Origin of the sequence: Streptomyces sp. NBC_00775, assembly GCF_036347135.1 — a bacterium.
In the GTDB taxonomy this organism is placed as follows: Bacteria; Actinomycetota; Actinomycetes; order Streptomycetales; family Streptomycetaceae; genus Streptomyces; species Streptomyces lutosisoli.
On record NZ_CP108938.1, the window covers coordinates 10,768,632 to 10,786,075 of the forward strand.

At 68.8% G+C, this 17,444-nt stretch carries 15 protein-coding genes and 1 pseudogene; 8 read left to right on the forward strand and 8 right to left on the reverse strand.

What is annotated here, in order from left to right; all coding sequences use genetic code 11:
- The first annotated feature begins 108 nt into the window (after positions 1-108).
- From OIC96_RS48125 to OIC96_RS48145, 5 genes are all read left to right on the forward strand, one after another.
- The gene (locus OIC96_RS48125; RefSeq protein ID WP_330301762.1) at positions 109-1,659 is read left to right on the forward strand and encodes an arabinofuranosidase catalytic domain-containing protein; all 1,551 of its coding nucleotides are present in this window, start codon (positions 109-111) and stop codon (positions 1,657-1,659) included.
- Positions 1,660-1,797: 138 nt separating this feature from the next.
- The gene (locus OIC96_RS48130) at positions 1,798-3,627 is read left to right on the forward strand and encodes an RICIN domain-containing protein (RefSeq protein WP_330301761.1); all 1,830 of its coding nucleotides are present in this window, start codon (positions 1,798-1,800) and stop codon (positions 3,625-3,627) included.
- Between the two features lie 74 nt (positions 3,628-3,701).
- Positions 3,702-6,110 carry a ricin-type beta-trefoil lectin domain protein gene (locus OIC96_RS48135; RefSeq protein WP_330301760.1) on the forward strand — a complete coding sequence of 803 codons (2,409 nt, stop codon included), beginning with the start codon at positions 3,702-3,704 and terminating at the stop codon, positions 6,108-6,110.
- A gap of 67 nt (positions 6,111-6,177) precedes the next feature.
- Positions 6,178-8,160 (forward strand): alpha-L-fucosidase, encoded by a 1,983-nt coding sequence (locus OIC96_RS48140; protein WP_330301759.1) that lies wholly within the window; start codon positions 6,178-6,180, stop codon positions 8,158-8,160.
- A gap of 159 nt (positions 8,161-8,319) precedes the next feature.
- The gene (locus OIC96_RS48145) at positions 8,320-9,630 is read left to right on the forward strand and encodes a ricin-type beta-trefoil lectin domain protein (protein WP_330301758.1); all 1,311 of its coding nucleotides are present in this window, start codon (positions 8,320-8,322) and stop codon (positions 9,628-9,630) included.
- 47 nt (positions 9,631-9,677) lie between these two features.
- Here OIC96_RS48145 and OIC96_RS48150 read toward each other — a convergent pair.
- The 4 genes and pseudogenes from OIC96_RS48150 to OIC96_RS48165 all read right to left on the reverse strand — a co-directional run.
- Positions 9,678-10,268: pseudogene (locus OIC96_RS48150) on the reverse strand (poly-gamma-glutamate hydrolase family protein); the annotation flags it as partial.
- A gap of 39 nt (positions 10,269-10,307) precedes the next feature.
- Positions 10,308-10,775, reverse strand: a complete 468-nt coding sequence (locus tag OIC96_RS48155; protein ID WP_330301757.1) for a DUF5990 family protein — start codon at positions 10,773-10,775, stop codon at positions 10,308-10,310.
- A gap of 120 nt (positions 10,776-10,895) precedes the next feature.
- Positions 10,896-11,186, reverse strand: a complete 291-nt coding sequence (locus OIC96_RS48160) for a hypothetical protein (RefSeq protein ID WP_330301756.1) — start codon at positions 11,184-11,186, stop codon at positions 10,896-10,898.
- A gap of 26 nt (positions 11,187-11,212) precedes the next feature.
- On the reverse strand, positions 11,213-12,004 hold the full coding sequence (locus OIC96_RS48165) for an RICIN domain-containing protein (protein ID WP_330462179.1): 792 nt from the start codon (positions 12,002-12,004) through the stop codon (positions 11,213-11,215).
- A 32-nt stretch (positions 12,005-12,036) separates the two neighbouring features.
- Here OIC96_RS48165 and OIC96_RS48170 point away from each other — a divergent pair, with 32 nt between their 5' ends.
- On the forward strand, positions 12,037-12,456 hold the full coding sequence (locus OIC96_RS48170; RefSeq protein ID WP_330301755.1) for a hypothetical protein: 420 nt from the start codon (positions 12,037-12,039) through the stop codon (positions 12,454-12,456).
- A 23-nt stretch (positions 12,457-12,479) separates the two neighbouring features.
- Here the strand turns inward: OIC96_RS48170 and OIC96_RS50065 are convergent, their stop codons facing one another.
- From OIC96_RS50065 to OIC96_RS48185, 3 genes are all read right to left on the reverse strand, one after another.
- A complete protein-coding gene (locus OIC96_RS50065; RefSeq protein ID WP_443058504.1) occupies positions 12,480-12,833 on the reverse strand; it encodes a hypothetical protein in 354 nt (117 codons plus the stop codon).
- Positions 12,834-13,034: 201 nt separating this feature from the next.
- A complete protein-coding gene (locus OIC96_RS48180) occupies positions 13,035-13,763 on the reverse strand; it encodes a DUF4232 domain-containing protein (protein WP_330301754.1) in 729 nt (242 codons plus the stop codon).
- A 234-nt stretch (positions 13,764-13,997) separates the two neighbouring features.
- A complete protein-coding gene (locus OIC96_RS48185; protein ID WP_330301753.1) occupies positions 13,998-14,666 on the reverse strand; it encodes a TetR/AcrR family transcriptional regulator in 669 nt (222 codons plus the stop codon).
- A gap of 57 nt (positions 14,667-14,723) precedes the next feature.
- Here OIC96_RS48185 and OIC96_RS48190 point away from each other — a divergent pair, with 57 nt between their 5' ends.
- Both OIC96_RS48190 and OIC96_RS48195 read left to right on the forward strand, forming a co-directional pair.
- A complete protein-coding gene (locus OIC96_RS48190) occupies positions 14,724-16,172 on the forward strand; it encodes an MFS transporter (RefSeq protein WP_330301752.1) in 1,449 nt (482 codons plus the stop codon).
- Positions 16,169-16,564: a cupin gene (locus OIC96_RS48195; RefSeq protein ID WP_330301751.1), complete on the forward strand. Its 396-nt coding sequence runs from the start codon at positions 16,169-16,171 to the stop codon at positions 16,562-16,564. Before OIC96_RS48190 ends, OIC96_RS48195 begins: the two co-directional genes overlap by 4 nt.
- 188 nt (positions 16,565-16,752) lie before the next feature.
- Here OIC96_RS48195 and OIC96_RS48200 read toward each other — a convergent pair whose 3' ends face one another.
- Positions 16,753-17,433 (reverse strand): class I SAM-dependent methyltransferase, encoded by a 681-nt coding sequence (locus OIC96_RS48200; RefSeq protein WP_330301750.1) that lies wholly within the window; start codon positions 17,431-17,433, stop codon positions 16,753-16,755.
- Between the last annotated feature and the right edge of the window lie 11 nt (positions 17,434-17,444).

A 17,444-nucleotide genomic window follows, 5' to 3' on the forward strand; every position in this document is an offset into this window, starting at 1 on the left:
CCGGCGGGGTCGGCCCGCAGCCTGCCTCCCGCGGACAGTCGGGCGTCCTCCCATCGACCGCCGACAGTGTCGGTGCCGTGGGACGGCACCGGGACGGAGAAGGTCTCCATGCTCAAGCCGGCCACCGATCGCCGACGAAGGCGTTTCCCCACCGTGTTCCTGGTCGCCCTGGTGATGGTCGTGGCCGCATTCGGCGCACCCGCGTTCGCCCGGTCCCCGCAGACCGGCACCACCGCCACCCGCCAACCCGTGGCCCACTCCGCGAACGCCCGCGAGCAGGCCGCGGCCGCCACGTCGCTTCCGTGCGACATCTATGCCGCGGGCGGTACGCCGTGTGTGACGGCGCATGCCACCACTCGGGCGCTCTTCACGTCGTACAACGGCCCGCTGTACCAGATCCAGCGGGCCTCCGATCACAGCTACCGCGACATCGGAGTGCTCAGCACGGGCGGGTACGCCGACGCCGCGTCCCAGGTCTCGTTCTGCTCGGGCACCTCGTGCACGATCACGAAGATCTACGACCAGACCGCCAGGCACAACGACCTGCCCATCTCCTGGGGCGGCTACTGGAAGGGCCCCGGCCCGAACGGATCCGACGTCGGGGCGGACGCCATGGCCCTGCCGGTGACCGCGGCCGGCCACCAGGTCTTCGGCGTCAAGGTCACCCCCGGCGTCGGCTACCGGATCGACCACGCGAGCGGCGTGGCCACCGGCTCCCAGCCCGAAGGCATCTACATGGTGACGTCGTCGAACTACACGAACCAGTGGTGCTGCTTCGACTACGGCAGCGGTGAGAACTCGCACACCGACACCGGCAACGCCACCATGAACGCCATCTACTGGGGCAATGCCTGCTGGTTCGGCGGTTGCACCGGCAGCGGCCCATGGGTCGAGGCCGACCTGGAGAACGGCATGTACCACACCAACACCGGCTCCAACAAAGACCCGAACAACTCCGGCGTGCACTACCCCTTCGTCAGCGCGTGGCTGAAGAACAACGGCACGAGCAACTTCACTCTCAAATACGGCAACGGCGCCAGTGGGGGCCTGACCACCACCTTCTCCGGCCCCTTGCCGAACGGCTACTCACCGATGAAGCTCGACAGCTCGGTCCTGCTCGGCACCGGAGGCGACAACAGTCCTACCGGGGTGGGCGAGTTCTTCGAAGGCGCGATGACGGCGGGCTACCCATCCGACGCCAATGAGAACGCCGTCCAGGCCGCCATCACCGCTGCCGGCTACGGGGCGGGAAGCGGTGGCGGCACGACGGGGGCGTTGCATGCGGTGGGTGCGGGCCGGTGTCTGGATGTGCCGGGGGCGTCGACGACGGCGGGTACGCAGACGCAGATCCGGGACTGCAACGGCGCGGCGAACCAGACCTGGTCCCAGACCTCCTCCCACGAACTCACCGTGTACTCCGGCAGCAGCCGGCTGTGCCTGGACGCCTCCAACCAGGGCACCAGCCCCGGCACCAAGGTCATCACCTGGATCTGCAACGGCCAGAGCAACCAGCAGTGGAACCTCAACGCCAACGGCACCATCACCAGTGCCTGGTCCGGCCTGTGCCTGGACGTCACCGGCGCCGCCACCGCCAACGGCACCCCCGTGGAGCTGTGGACCTGCAACGGCGGATCCAACCAGCAATGGTCGCTGAGCTGACCTCGTAAGGAACCTCCACCGGGGCGGCGCCCGGCCGCCGTCCCGGCGTGCCACCGCACCGGACTGCCCTCACAGGGGAGCCGGCCCTGTGCATCATGCGCGCCGCAGCGCGGCGGCGCTGAACCGCGGGAGGATCGGATGAGGACGAGAGTGAGACCCGGCCGTCTGATGCTGGCAGCCGGCGTCGTCCTGGCGCTCATGCTGCAACTGCTGTCGACGGCCGCGAGTCAGGCCGCCTCGGGCGAGTCGCTGAGCGTGAACCTGGCGTCGCCGCGCGGGCCGTCCACCGGCGTGGGGGAGGGGTTCCTCTACGGATTCAGCGAAGACGGCAGCCAGCCCGTGGACCAGTTCATCCAGCCGCTGGGCATCAACGCGTTCCGCGGCGGCGGATGGTTCTCCGGCGGCTGGATCAAGGACAATTACCAGTACGGTTCGGCCACTCGGGCCGACGTCGGCTCGATCATCTCGCAGGCGAAACGGCTCACCCAACCGCCGTATCACGCGCAGTACCAGGTGCTGGTCAGCGACATCTACGGTGCGAACGGCGGCCAGCCGTCGAACACGATGTACCCGTGCGACAACGGCAATTGCTCCAACTGGATCAGCTTCATCGACTCCACGGTGGGAGCGCTGCAGGCTTCGGGACTGAAGTTCTCCTACGACATCTGGAACGAGCCCGATATCTCCGTCTTCTGGACTCGGGGCGTGAACAGCGCCCAGTACTTCCAGATGTGGGACACCGCCTACCGGGAGATCCGACGCATCGCCCCCGGGGCGCAGATCGTGGGACCGTCCCTGGCGTTCACCCCGCAGGGCAACCCCGGTGAATGGCAGACCTGGCTCGCGCACGTGAAGGCGGCGGGGACGGTGCCGGACATGATCACCAACCACGACGAGGGCGACGTCGACGACCCGGTCACCGTCGGGCAGTCCCTCAACAGCGCCCTGACTGCGGCGGGCATCGGTCCGTTGCCGCTGTCCGCGAACGAGTACCAGCCGGCCGACCGGCAGACCGCCGGCGTGACGGCGTGGTACCTGGCGCGGTTCGCACAGTCCGGGTACACCAACGCGATGCGCGGCAACTGGGTGTGCTGCGTCACCCCGAACCTGACCGGAGTCCTGACCCAGAGCGGGGGCAGTTGGCAGCCGACCGGCAACTGGTGGGCGCTTCGGGACTATGCCGACATGACCGGCACCCTCGTGGCCACCTCCGGCCAGGTCGGCTCGACGGCGATCTCCGCCTCCGAGGACTCCACCGCCAAGCGTGCGGTGGCGATCATCGGCGACTCGAACGGGAACACCGGCTCCGCGTCCGTGACCTTCAACGGGCTGGCGTCCGTGCCCTGGCTGGCGAACGCCGGCAGCGTGAACGTCACCGTGCACCGCATCCCGGACCAGGCGCCGCTCGCCGCCCCGCAGATCGTGTACAACCAGAACGTGAGCGCCTCGGGCGGCTCGATCACCGTGCCGATCACGTTCCAGGCCTCGCACGACGCATTCGCCGTCTACCTGACACCTGCCTCGTCCAGCGGCGGCTTCCCGAACGGCTACCACCAACTCGTGGTCGCCAACAACAACTTGTGCATGGACGTCTACGGCAACTCCGGCAGCGCGGGCGCCTCGATCGGCCAGTGGACCTGTAACGGGCAGAGCAACCAGCAGTTCCAGTTCGTGCCGGCCTCGGGCGGTTACGGCGAACTGCGGGCCCAGAACTCCGGCCAGGACGTGGCCGTGGCGGGCAGCTCCACGACGGCGGGCACCCCGGACATCGTCCAGCAGACCCCGGGCGCGGCGGCCAACAGCCTCTGGCTGCCGCTGCGGCAGTCCGACGGCTCCTACGAGTTCCAGAACCAGAACAGCGGCCTGTGCCTTGACGTCTACGGCGCCGACAGCAACCTGGGCCAGCAACTGGACCAGTGGCCGTGCAAGAACGCGCCCGGTACCAACCAGGACTTCATCCTCCGCTGACCACGCCGTCAGGTCCCGTAACGGGAGCCACCACACCGGCCACGGGACGCCTCCCCCTGCGAAAGGAACGCATCGTGTCAGCATTCAGCCGGTTGTTCCGGCGCTTACGCGCCTCGACGGCCGTGCTCACGGGTCTCGTCCTGGCCGCCGGCGGGATCGTGGGCACGACCGCCGAGCCGGCCCATGCCGCCACCTCGATCACGATCAACGGCACGTCCGGCGGCCGGACCTTCGACGGCGTCGGCGCGATCAGCGGCGGGGGCGGCAACAGCAGACTCCTGATCGACTATCCCGAACCTCAACGCGGCCAGGTCCTGGACTACCTGTTCCGGCCCGGCTACGGCGCCTCCCTGCAGATCCTCAAAGCCGAGATCGGCGGCGACACCAACTCCACCTCGGGGGCCGAGCCGAGCCACCAGCACACCCGGTCCGACCTGAACTGCAACCGGGGCTACGAATGGTGGCTGATGGAGCAGGCCAAGGCGCGCAACCCGGACATCAAGCTGTACGGGCTCGCCTGGGGCGCGCCGGGCTGGATCGGCGGCGGCAACTTCTGGTCCACCGACATGGTCAACTATCTGGTCTCGTGGCTGGGCTGCGCCAAGCAGCACGGGTTGAGCATCGACTATCTCGGCGGGTGGAACGAGCGAGGCTACAACATCTCCTGGTACGAGCAACTGCGCAGCGCGCTCAACACCAACGGCTACGGCAAGGTCAAGATCGTCGCAGCCGACTCGGACTGGTCCGTGGCCAATGACGTCAACTCCAACGCGGCGTTCGCCGCCTCGGTGGACGTCATCGGCACGCACTACCCCTGCGGCTACCGGTCCTCCCAGTCCAACTGCGCGGTGCCGTCGGCCGCCACCTCGTCCGGCAAGCCGCTGTGGGCGAGCGAGAACGGCTCGGACGACTACAACGCGGGAGCGCCGGCAGTGGCCCGCGGCATCAACCGCGGATACATCGACGGCCGGATGACCGCCTATCTCAACTGGCCGGTGGTCGCCTCGCTCACGCCTAACCTGCCCTACCCCACCATGGGTCTCGCCCTGGCCCCGCAGCCGTGGTCCGGCTACTACGCCATCGGCAAGAACGCCTGGGTGATGGCACAGACCAGCCAGTTCACCGCCCCGGGATGGCGCTACCTCGACGCCTCCAGCGGCTACATCGGCGGCAACCGGAACAACGGCAGCTACGTGTCACTGAAGTCCACGAACAACTCCGACTACTCCACGGTCATCGAGACGATGGATGCCGGCAGTGCTCAGACGCTGGACTTCAACGTCACTGGGGGACTGTCCACGAAGACCGTCCACGTCTGGTCGACCGACGTCAACTCCAACAACCCGGCCGACTACTTCGTGCACGCCACGGACATCACCCCGTCCGGCAGCGGTTTCAGCGTGACCGTACAGCCCGGCCGCGTGTACACCCTGACCACCACGACCGGACAGGGCAAGGGCACCGCCGTCGGTCCCGGCCAGGGCGCGATGAGCCTGCCGTACAGCGACTCCTTCGACAGCTACGCCAACGGCACCGAGGCCAAATACCTCATGGACTGGCAGGGCGCCTTCGAGGCGGTCGGCTGCGGCGGCGGCCGCAGCGGCAAGTGCGTACGCCAGATGAGCCCGCAGAAGCCGATCACCTGGGACGCGCTGTCCGATCCGCACGCCCTGCTCGGCGAGGTGAGCTGGAGCAACTACACCGTCTCCTCCGACGTGATGCTCGAACAGCCGGGATACGCCGAGCTGATCGGACGTGCCAACGCACAGGACTACGGCAGCACCGGAGGGCTGAACGCCTACCGCCTGCGGGTCAGTGACACCGGAGCCTGGTCGATCCTGAACTCCAACACCAACGGCAACGTCTCCACCCTGGCCCGCGGCACGACCACAGCGCTGGGCACGAACCGGTGGCACACCCTGGCCCTCACCTTCTCCGGCAATTCCATCACCGCCGTCATCGACGGTTCCACGGTCGGTTCCGTGAACGACTACAGCTGGGCCGGCGGCCAGGTCGGCTACGCGACCGGCCAGACCGAGACGGCGCAGTTCGACAACCTGTCCATCACCCCCGGCAGCGGCGGACCCGGCGGCGGCACGACCGCGGCGATTGTCGGGGCCGGTTCCGGCCGGTGCGTGGACGTGCCGAACCAGTCGCAGACGGCCGGCACCCAGGTGCAGCTGTGGGACTGCAACGGCGGCGCCAACCAGCAGTGGACGAACACCTCGGCCGGTGAGCTGCGGGTCTACGGCGGCGACTGCCTGGATGCCGCGGGCCAGGGCACCAGCCCCGGTACCAAGGTGGACATCTGGACCTGCAACGGCGGCGGCAACCAGAAGTGGAAGATCAACGCCGACGGCACGATCACCGGTGTCCAGTCCGGCCTGTGCCTGGACGCCACCGACTCGGCAACGGCCAACGGCACCTTGCTGGAGCTGTGGACCTGCACAGGCGGCAGCAATCAGAAGTGGACGCGCGACTGAACCGGTGACCGGCCGACGAACGCCGACTCCCGCATCACCTCCGTCGATTCCCCCGAGAGGCCCCCACATGTCCTCCTCTTCCCTGCCGCTCAGCCGGCGCCGACTGCTGTCGGCGGCCGGCGCGGCGACGGCCTTCGGCCTGCTGCGGTTCGCCCCCGAGGCCGCCGCGACCGACGGCCCCGGAAGTTACACCGCGAGCTGGTCCTCCGTGGACCAGCACCCCCCGGCCCCGGCTTGGTTCCAGGACGCCAAGTTCGGCATCTACTACCACTGGGGTGTCTTCAGCGTTCCCGCGTTCGGGAACGAGTGGTATCCGCGCAACATGTACATCGGCGGCTCGAACGAGAACCAGCACCACATCGCCACCTACGGCGACCCCTCGGTATGGCCGTACAGCAACTTCATCGACGGTGCCCGCGACAAGGCCGGCAACTACGTGCAGTTCGCCCCCAAACTGGCCTCCCAGGGCGGCAGTTGGGTCCCGAACGCCTGGGCGCAGATGTTCAGGGCCGCGGGCGCGAAGTTCGCCGGCCCGGTCGCCGAGCACCACGACGGCTTCTCCATGTGGAACAGCCGCTCCAGCCCGTGGAACTCGGTCCAGCACGGCCCCCGACTCGACCTCCTGGGGCTGCACGCGCAGGCCATCCGTGGGCAGGGGCTGAAGTTCATGGCCTCCCTGCACCACGCCTACCACTTCAACGGCTTCTACGACCACGTGCCGAACCAGTCGGACCCGGCGCTGCGCGTCCTCTTCGGCCAGCAGGGCTCGGCCGCGGAGAACAAGCTCTGGTACGACAAGCTGGCCGAGGTCATCGACGGCTACCAGCCCGACCTGGTCTGGCAGGACTTCGACCTGGGCCTGGTGCAGGAGTCCTACCGGCTCCAGTTCCTCGCGCACTACTACAACCAGGCGGTCGCGTGGAACAAGGACGTGGTCGCGACCTACAAGGACGGCCTCGACAACAAGGGCGAGGTCTACGACTTCGAGCGCGGCGGACCGGCAGGGCTGCTCACCCCCTACTGGCTGACCGACGACAGCATCTCCTCCTCCAGTTGGTGCTACACGGTGGGCATCGGCTACTACTCGACGCAGGCACTGCTGCACTCGCTGCTCGACCGGGTCAGCAAGGGCGGCAGCATGCTGCTGAACATCGCTCCGATGGCCGACGGCACCATCCCCTCCGGCCAGCAGTCGATCCTGCTCGCCATGGGCGACTGGCTCGGCCGCTTCGGAGAGGCGGTCTACGCCACCCGCTCCTGGGCCAGTTACGGCGAGGGCCCCACCCAGATGGGCGGAGGCTCGTTCAGCGGCCCGGTGGCCGGCACACCGAAGGACATCCGGTTCACTCGCAGTCGGGACAACAAGGTCCTGTACGCCACCGCGCTGGGCTGGCAGGGCGGAACCATGACCATCACGACGCTGAACGCGAACCAGATCAACCTCAGCAGCCTGACCGGCGCGCAACTGCTGAACAACACGGCCGGCACCTACATCAACCTGCCCGCACCGGCCCAGGATGCCTCCGGCCTGCACCTCGCCATGCCGTCGTCCAACCCGCCGTTCAGCGCCCTGGCGTACACGGTCAAGCTCACCTTCTCCGGTGAGATACCCGTTCTGGGCGCGCCGGGCGGCTCCACGACCTGGGTGCAGATCGCCAACGTGACCAGCGGGCTGGTGCTCGACAGCGGGGGCAACGTGGCCTCCGGCTCCAACCTCAAGCAGTGGAACTACGACGGCAGCGCCAACCTGCAGTGGCAGCTGATCGACCTCGGCAACGGCTACTGCCGCATCATGAACCGCACCAACGGTATGGCCGCCGACAGCTGGGGCGATGCCGCCAACGGCGCTCCCGCCCGGCAGGCGGCGTGGAACGGCGGCAACAACCAGCAGTGGTCGCTCAACAGCCTTGGCAACAACCGCTACCAGATCGTCAATCGGGGCACCGGCACCGCCCTTGACGGCAGCGGCAGCACCACGGTCGGCTCGACCACGGTGATGTGGACGCCGAATTCCAGCACCAACAACGAATGGACCATCACCGGGGTCTGAACCGCCACAGCGAACGGCGCTTGGAACGGCATCACCGAATCGGTTCGACCACTGTCGTGTCACCGCCGCACACAGCACCCGTACCCGGGCGACCGACGACGCTCTCTGCCCATCCCCCGACTACGGAAGAAGGCGCGTATGAAACGCACACCGCTCTTAATGTCCATCATGACCGCGGTACTTCTCGTCCTGGCAGCTGCGGGCACCTCGTTCAGCAGCGGCCGTGGCGCGCCCGCGTCGGCCACGACCGCCGACGCCGTCCAGGCCGCCGCCGGCTGCGGCAAGGCCCCCACGCTGACGAGCGGCACACACACGATTCAGAGCGGCGGCCAGACACGCAGTTACATACTGCGGGTTCCTGCCGGCTATGACAGCAACCACCCCTACCGGCTGATCTTCGGTTTCCACTGGCGGGGCGGTACGGCCAACGACGTCGACTCGGGCGGAACGGACGGGTACAACTGGTCCTACTACGGCCTGCGGCGCCTGGCCGACAACGCGAACAACAGCACGATCTTCGTCGCCCCCCAGGGCATCGGCAACGGCTGGGCCAACTCCGGCGGCCAGGATGTGGCCTTCGTCGACGCCATGGTCAGCCAGATCGAAGCAGGTCTGTGCGTCGACACGACGCAGTTGTTCTCCGCCGGCTTCAGCTACGGCGGCGCCATGTCGTACGCCCTCGCCTGCTCCCGGGCGACGGTCTTCCGCGCGGTCGCGGTCTACTCCGGCGCGAACCTCAGCGGGTGTAACGGCGGCACTCAGCCCATCGCCTACATGGGTCTGCACGGCATCAGGGACAACGTGCTGCCCATCTCGTCGGGACGAGAACTGCGCGACACCTTCGTCCGGGCGAACGGCTGCACTCCGCAGAACGCGCCCGAGCCGGCCTACGGAAGCCTGACGCACATCATCACCACCTACTCCGGATGCAGGTCCGGATACCCCGTCGTCTGGGCCGCGTTCGACGGAGCGGGCCACGACCCCGGCCCCATAGACGGCTCAACCGGTGACGGCTGGCGCACCTGGACGTCGGCAGCGGTGTGGCAGTTCTTCACACAGTTCGGCTCGAACCCGCCACCGTCCACCGGCAATCAGGAGATCATCGGCCAGCAGTCGGGGCGCTGCCTCGACATCAACAACTCCACCACGGCCAACGGCACGCAGGCACAACTGTGGGACTGCAACGGCGGCTCCAACCAACGGTGGACCCACACCGCCGGAAAGCAGCTGGTTGTCTACGGCAGCAAGTGCCTGGGTGCCTCCGGCCAGGGCAGCGGCACCCCGGCGGCGATCTGGGACTGCAGCGGGCAGGCAGACCAGCAATGGAACATCAACTCCGACGGCACGATCACAGCAGTGCAGTCGGGCCTCTGCCTGGACGCCAACGGCCAGGGAACCGCCAACGGGACGAAAGTCCAGCTGTGGAGTTGCACAGGCGGTGCGAACCAGCACTGGCGCCTGGCGAACTGACACACCGGGGCGCGGCCCTCGAACACGGAGCGCATGGCGGCGACGTACCGGCCGAACGTCGCCGTGCGCTTCCCGCTGTCCCGCATCGCGCGCGTCAGGTCCCCGTTCGGGAAGAACGACGCACGCAGGGCGTGGGACATCTCCAGTTGGACGCCGGCGGCGATGCTCGTGCGGTTGGCGACGTTGACGGGGTCATTGCCGCTGATCTCCTGCGCCGCGTCGATGACCAGGAACCCGGCCCGTGTCAGGGCGGAGCGGAGACGGTCGGCGGTCGCGGTGTCGAGGCCGCCGAGGGAGGTTTCGGGTACGCCCGCCGTGCCGGTGTAGCCGTGGAAGGACAGGCAGCGCAGCGACGAGGTGACGATGGCTTGGCAGGTCGGTTCGTCGAAGTTGGTCGACGTCACGTGCAAGGACGTGTTGCCCGTGGACTTGATGCCGGCGAATTCGTAGTGCGCCATCAGACCCGCGCCGACCGCGCGGGCGACCTCCCCGGAACCCGGTTCGATGCCGCCCCCGTGGATGGCGATGCTGGACCACGTCGCGTCGGCCACCGGCACCGAGCGGCGTACGTAGGACACGCCCTCGGTCTCGTGCGCGGCGAGGTCGGAGTACGAGGCGTACAGGTCCGCCACGCTCACACCCCCTTCACGCTGTAGTCCGCTGTGCTGCAATCTCTCCTAGCCGGCACGTTCGGCGGTCCAGGTGATGTGCGGGGGCTGGACTCGTGCGCAAAGAGGCCCGCCCTGCGCGTCGGTCAGGCCGAGGCGTCCGACGAGCAGTCCGTCGCGTGCGGCGGAGGCGAGTACGTCTTCGGGGATGACGTCGAGCATCAGCTTGGCGCGGCGGAACATCGTGAAGGTGCCCGACTCGTCGACCGTGCCCCACGAAAGGTAGATGAACCGCCGACCCAGACGGTCCTGCACGTAGGGGCCTTTGACCTCGGTTCCGGTCGGCGAGACGCGCGTGGTGCACTCCAGGGTCCAGGTCGCGGACGGTGCGTCACCGTGCTGGGGCGCGAGGAGTTCGGCCGGACGGTCGCGGCGTTGCACCGCGACGTGGATGTTGCCGTACTCAGGGACATTGCCGTCGACAGGGGCCGGGCAGGTGAGGCCGGGCAGGTCGACGGCGTCGATGCGGATGCGCATGCCTGCCATCATCCCGCCAACGTCCGCGCCGAGGGCAACCGACCTCAAAGGGGGGTGGGCCCGGGCCGCGGTGACCGGCAGCGGAGCATCGCACTGATGCCTCGCTGCCGGCGGTCAGCGTCAGGACAAGAAGCTCCCGGAGGGGCCGTTGAGGATCTGGTTCTTCTGGCTCTGGTGGAAGTGGGTGTTCGGGTAGTCGTAGAAGGATGCGGACATCGATGTGCCGTCGGTCGAGGCCGAGTCCGGCAGGCCGAAGGCGTGGCCGAGTTCGTGCACCATCCCGCCGTACCAGCGGTTCATCGACTGTCCGCTGGTGCCCGCGGCGCCGTCGGCGTCGTGCCCGCTCAGCACGACCCATCCGGGGCTGGCGCCCCCGCCCGCGCCTTCTCCCTCGGCACTGATCTCGCCCACGTTGAGCCACCGGCTGTCGGGGTTGTTCAGGCGAACTTTCTGGCGAGTTCGTTCTGCATGTTCGTGACGGCCCACCAGTAACGGTCACCGCCGTTGGGCGTGTTCTCGTACCAGCTGCGCGGCTGGTCACCGCCCACGACCTCGACCACGGGGTTGTTCAGCGTGAAGGTCTTGCCGAGCTCCTGCTTGTAGTAGCGCTGCGCCTCCCGCATCACGTCGGCGATGCCGTCGGGGTATCGCTGGTCGAACGGAACGTCGGAGGGCTTCAGCCAGAACACCCGGACGGTCTTCGTCGGGGGAGTGGTCGAGCCGCCGTCGCTGCCGGTGAAGCCGGGCAGCCGCCACGCCCGTGATGTCGCGTTGCTGCAGGGCAGTTGAACGAGACCGGTGTTGCCGGCCGAGGAGTCCCCTGACGGGGCGACGCATTTGCCGGAGTGGACCGCGTGAAGGTTGAAGACGTTATTCGTTCCGTTGATCGTCACCGATACCAGACGGAACTTCTGGTCGGCCCCGGTGCCGCAGGTCCGCTGAACGATCGTGGCGTTGTCGGCGCTGGATGCTCCGTTGACGTCCACGCATTTTCCGCTGGTCGACGTGCCGATGCCGTATTGGTCGGTGGTTCCGCCGACCGGGGTGAAGATGATGGTCTGGTTGCCGCCGCCATGGCAGGCCCATTGGATGAGCTGGATGCCGTCGGCGGTGGAACTGCCCGGCAAACCAAGGCAGTTGCCGCCGTTCTGGTTGACCGCGGTGGAGGCGAACGCCGTCGCGGCGTGAGCGGGAGGCGCCGTCGCGACGGTGCCCAGGACCGAACCGATCGGGCGCGCTGCGGCGGATCCTCCTCCCGGCGGTGCGACCCGGACTGATCACCGTCGGTCTCTTCGCGTTCCTCGCGGCCTGGAACGACTTCATCGCACCGCTGATCCTCATCTCCGACAGCGCGAAGGCGCCGCTGCCCCTGGCCGTCGCGAACCTGCGGCAGCAGAGCATGGGCGCCGTCGACTACGGCGCCACCGAGGCGGGCGAACCGGACGGCTACCTGAACACCGCCTTCGGCCACCCCGGACAGCAGCCCAGCAGCATGACCGCGGACGGAGAGGTGCGGTCCAGCACCGCATCATCCCCGGCGTCCTCTGGTCGTCGGCCTCCCATGCGGACGGCTTCCACGTCGCCGTCATCGACGCGCCCGGTCGCCCAGACCGAGGCCCGCGACCGGCTGGAAGCCGCACTTCACAACAAGGCCGACGGCCGGATCCGTCCGGTGGCCTGATCCAGCCGTCTCACGACAGAGACCTAAGAGGGCGGTAAGTCCGTTTCTGGTGGCGGCCTCGTCCGAGTTGGGTGAGGGCTCGGGTCGACCCCGGTCTGTGCGAGTTTCGCGATGATCTTCCGGGTCGTGGCGAGTTCCGTCAGATGTGCCTCGGTCTCGGCCAGAGTGGCGGTCAAGTGCTCGATCTGGTCGCGCAGGGCCGTCCCGGCGGCGTCGTCATGGGCTGATGCGCCCATGGCGACGCCGCCGGCGATCAACCCCAGGACGTCGACGGCGAGTCCGCGCTTGCGGCCCGGCGTCCTTTTGTTCGCGTCCCGTCCCGTCGTGGTCTTCGGAACCCCCGCGGGCGCGCGCACGGACTGGGTGTCGATGACCACGTCGGGACGGGTCCTCTCATCGGCGGGCCTTCTCCCTCACCTGGCAGCGCAGGAGTCGCGTTCACGACCTCCCGGAGATCGCAGGTCCCGGGGTCGCCGATCGTCGAACGAGCGATCCGAACCGAGAGAGAAGGAACTTGACGCCCTCTCAGAGGTCCTCCAGCAGCAGGCCGACGCGCGCCACGCCGTCGCATGGAGCGGTCAGAGCTGGTTGATCGGGCGCATCGCCAGGCCCTCGGTGCCCGCCCATCCGTTCACGCGCGCAGCGTCGTCGTAGGAGACGGAGTCGAGACCGTCAGGCAGGTCGAAAAGGAGAGTGCCGCTGAGTTCGGTCCCCTCACCGGCGACCAGGGTGGCGGTGAACCGGTCGGCCTGGTCGTATTCCGCCTCGCCGCCCTCGTCGTTGCCGAAGATGTACAGGCCGGCGTACGCCTTGCCGCCTCCTTCGACGACGAGGGGCTCGGTGTCCGGCTCTTCGAGCGACTTGACGATCGGGGCGTTGTTACCGGCCCCGAGCCGTACCTGGGGTGCCTTGTTGAGGACGCACGGTGTCTTGTTGCCGTTGGTGACCGTCAGCAGGAAGTGGCGAGGGGTTTCCCCGGACGAATCCTGAAGCTCGACCCCGGTGCGAAGGTCGGTGACCTTGCAGTCCTGGAATGTGGTGCCGTTGCCGCCGCCGGTTTCGCCACTGTCCCCGGTCTGCTCGTCAGCCGCGCTGCTGCTCGCGGTCCCGGTGCCGGTGTCGCCCGAGGACGCAGTGGACTTGTTCCCCCCGGTCGACGCCGAGTTCGAGGGGGCGGCGGCCTTGCCGTCACCCTCGGAAGGCTGGCAGGCGGTGACCCCCAGCAGGACCGCGACCACGGCCGCTCCCAAGAGGGTGCCGTGCAGGCCCTTACGTCCCGAACCGGCTCTGTCTGGCTTCTCGTTCATACCGAGTTCCTACTCCCCCGAGACCGGTACCAGGACCGGTCGATGCGCAAGCGATGCGGCCATTCTGATCGTTGTCGATCAGTCAGTTCATCCAAGATCTGGGTTTGTTACCGTCCTCGCACGATCCTGTCGTCGTGACGTGATCATGACCGAAGCTGTGGTGGGCTCAAGTGGTCGGCGCCTCACCGCCGCTGCGAGCGATCTCGCGGAAGACAGCTGCCGCCGATCTGGCCGTCAGCGGATGGCGAGGAGGCCGTCCACCAGGGCTCGGAGCCCGTCCAGATACGTGTCCTCGCCGGTCAGCGATGCCCAACGGTCCGCGACCTGTGCCAATCGGGGCAGTTCGCCCGGGTCGAGATTGCCGAAGACCTGCTCCCGGTACGTCGCACGGTCATCGTCTTCGCGCCGCCGGGCCGCTGTCGCCCGGACCACGATCTCGCCGGCGGTGTAGTACCAGATCGCGCGGTAACCGTGCACGGCCTGCTCGGGGGACAGCCCGCATTCGACCAGGCCGTCGACGATCTGCTCGACGAACCACAGCGCTGACGTGGACATCAGGTCATCGGCGGTGAGCACCTCCACGATCCAGGGACAGGCGGCGAGTGCCTCGTGGATCGCAGCAGTCGCAACGACGACTCGCTCGCGGGGGTGGACGGGCGGTTCGGGGCGGCGCAGTGCCCGCGCGGCGTAGTCGTCCAGCAGCAGGACGAGCAGTTCTTCCTTGTTGCGGACGTGGTGGTAGAGCGCCATCGGCGTACTGCCGATCTCCGTGGCCAGCCGCCTCATGGTCAGCCGGCTCACGCCTTCCTCGGTCACGATCCGGCGGGCCGTCCCGATGACCTCCTCGCGGGAGATGCGGGGAGGTCGGCCAGGGGATTTGCGCGGTGCGGACGGCTGCGGCATGTCCCCATCATTCCTCAGGTCTCGACAACGGTGATCCCTCGACGCTAGTTTCTATACATGTATAAAAACTCACGGGGGCGACCCGGAGCGGTGCTGGCGGCGGCGGCCGTCGCCCAGTTCGTCTTCGCCCTGGACATGTCGGTGGTCAACGTCGCACTGCCCGCAATCCGCACCGCGTTGGGATTCGCGCCGCTCAACCTGTCGTGGATCGTGCACGGTTACGCGCTCACCTTCGGCGGACTCCTGTTACTGGGGGGCCGCGCCTGCGACCTGTACGGCCACCGTCGGCTGTTCGTGCTGGGCCTGGCCGTCTTCGGGCTGTGCTCGCTGGGGGGCGGACTGGCGCAGGAGCCCTGGCAGTTGATCGCCGCCCGTGCCGGCCAGGGGCTGGGTGCTGCCGCGGCCGCTCCCGCCGCACTGGGGATGCTCACCACCACCTTCCCCGAGGGTCCTCGGCGCGTCCGGGCGCTCGGGGTGTGGAGCGCGGTGAACGCCGCAGGGGGAGCGCTGGGGGTCCTGGCAGGTGGTCTGCTGACCGAGTACGCGGGGTGGCGCTGGGTCATGCTGGTCAACCTGCCCATCGTGGCGGCGGCTCTCGCGCTGGTTCCGGCGGGCGTGCCCGCGGGAGCACAGCCCGACCGGCGCGAGAGGCCGGACGTGCTCGGCGCCGTCCTGGCGACCGGCGGAGTCGGGCTGCTGGTGTTCGGCGTCGTCAGCACCGACGTCCGGGGATGGGGATCCCCGGCCACCGTGGCGACGCTCGCCGCCGCAGCCGCGCTCCTGGCCGCCTTTGCGTTCGTCGAATCCAAGGCCACCGCGCCGCTGCTGCGCCTCGGCCTGCTGCGCAGCCGCTGGGTGGCCGGCGCCAACGTACTGGTGTTCCTAGCGGCGGCAGGGCAGTTCGCGGCGTTCTACTTCGTGTCCCTGTACATGCAGCAGGTCCTGGGCATGGGCGCCGCAGCGACCGGCGCCGCGTTCCTGCCGTTCTCCGTGTGCCTTCTCGCGGGCATCATCATCGCGACCCGCGTCACCGCGGCCCGCACCCCCCGAGCCGCCCTCGTGCCCGGCGCGCTGCTGGCTGCCGCGGGCCTGGCCTGGTTCGCCTTCATCAGCCCCGGCGGCGGCTTCCTCACCGACGTGCTCGGCCCCTGCGTCATCACCGGCGTCGGCGTCGGACTGGTCCTTGCCCCGGTCGCCGCCGCCGCGACCACCGGCGTCGCCTCCCGCGAGGCCGGCATGGCCTCCGGCCTTTTCAACAGCTCCCGCCAACTCGGTGGCTGCGTCGGCCTGGCCGTCCTGGCCACCGTCGCCGCACTCCGCACCGGCCCGGCCACCGATCCCGCCGCGCTCAACGACGGCTACGCCCTGAGCCTTGCCCTCACCGCCGGCCTCTTCGTCGTCGCGGCAGCCGTGGCGATCGGAGTGTTGCCCCGAAGCCGGGCCGCCCTACCTGACCCGCAACCCGCAGCTCCCGCAAAGAACGCACTGGAAGGAACGCCCTCATGACGACGCCTCCCATCGACCTGTTCGCCTCCGCGCTGCAGTTCCGCCCCGACGGCGAGGTCCGAGCCGCCGAACGGCAGATGACGAGCACCGACTCCGACGCCTGGCAGATCGCGACGTTCCACGTGGAGACCGACGCCGACGTCCACGCCGACCACTGGGAGATGCACCCGCAGGCCGAAGAGGCGGTGTGCTGCCTGACCGGCGGCGTCCGCCTGTACTTCCGTTCCACCATCCCCGGCGGCGCGGAGGACATGGTGCAGTTGCAGGCAGGCACCGCAGTGATCGTCCCCCGCGGCCGCTGGCACCGCCTGGAGCTGAACGCCCCCAGCGACCTGATGTCGATCACCCTTCGCCACGGCACCCGCCTCGAACGGCGCACCGACACCCACTGAGAGGAAGGTGGCCCGCCAGACGCGCTGACGGGCCACCCTAGGCCTCACCCAGTCCTGACGGAGTTGCGCCAAGCTGGGCACCTGTCGCACGCATCAGCGGGATGAGCGCCTGGCTGTGGTGGAGTTGGCGGCCGAGATGCCCACCAGGGAGGTGGCCTTCCGGTGGTTCCGTGGAGAGCGCCCGAGGGTCAGCGCCCGGTCTCGTCGCGGCGGCAGTGCAGGAAGAGGTGGGGCTCGGGTCCGGCGCTGGGGTGCTCCGGGGCGAAGATGGTGCTGTGCCGGGCCAGCACCGTCAGCCCCGCCGCCTCCGCCATGCCGATGAAGTCCTCCTCGGCGAAGCTCGTCGCGCGGACCGGCCGGCCCATGAAGACCACCTCGACGTCCTCCACGTCCGCGGGCACGGTGGCCAGCACCAGATGCCCGCCGGGCTTCAGAGCCAGGGTCAGGCGCCGGGTCAGAGCCGACTGCTCTGCGCGGGTCATCTGCAACAGCGAGAAGAACACACACACGCCGTCGAGCGAGTCCGCTTCGAGCGGGAGATCCCGGACGTCGGCGCAGCGGAACTCGGCCTCGGGGACCTGACGGGCGGCGAGTTCGACCATGACGGGGGAGACGTCGACGCCCAGCACCGAGTGCCCTGCCGCGGTGAGCGCGGCCGCGGTCGGCCGCCCGGTGCCGCTGCCCACGTCCAGTGTCCGTGCGGCGGGCGGTAGCCGTTCGATCAGCCACTCCAGCGCCGACAGGTGGGCGGGAGCGTGGGCGAAGGCCTTCTCGTAGTCGGGGCCCAGTGCGTCGAACAGCACGGCGGCGGGCGGCCGTTGGTCCTCGTGCGTCACGTCGGTGGTGTCCTTTCGCCGACCGGTCTGCATCGTCGCACCCG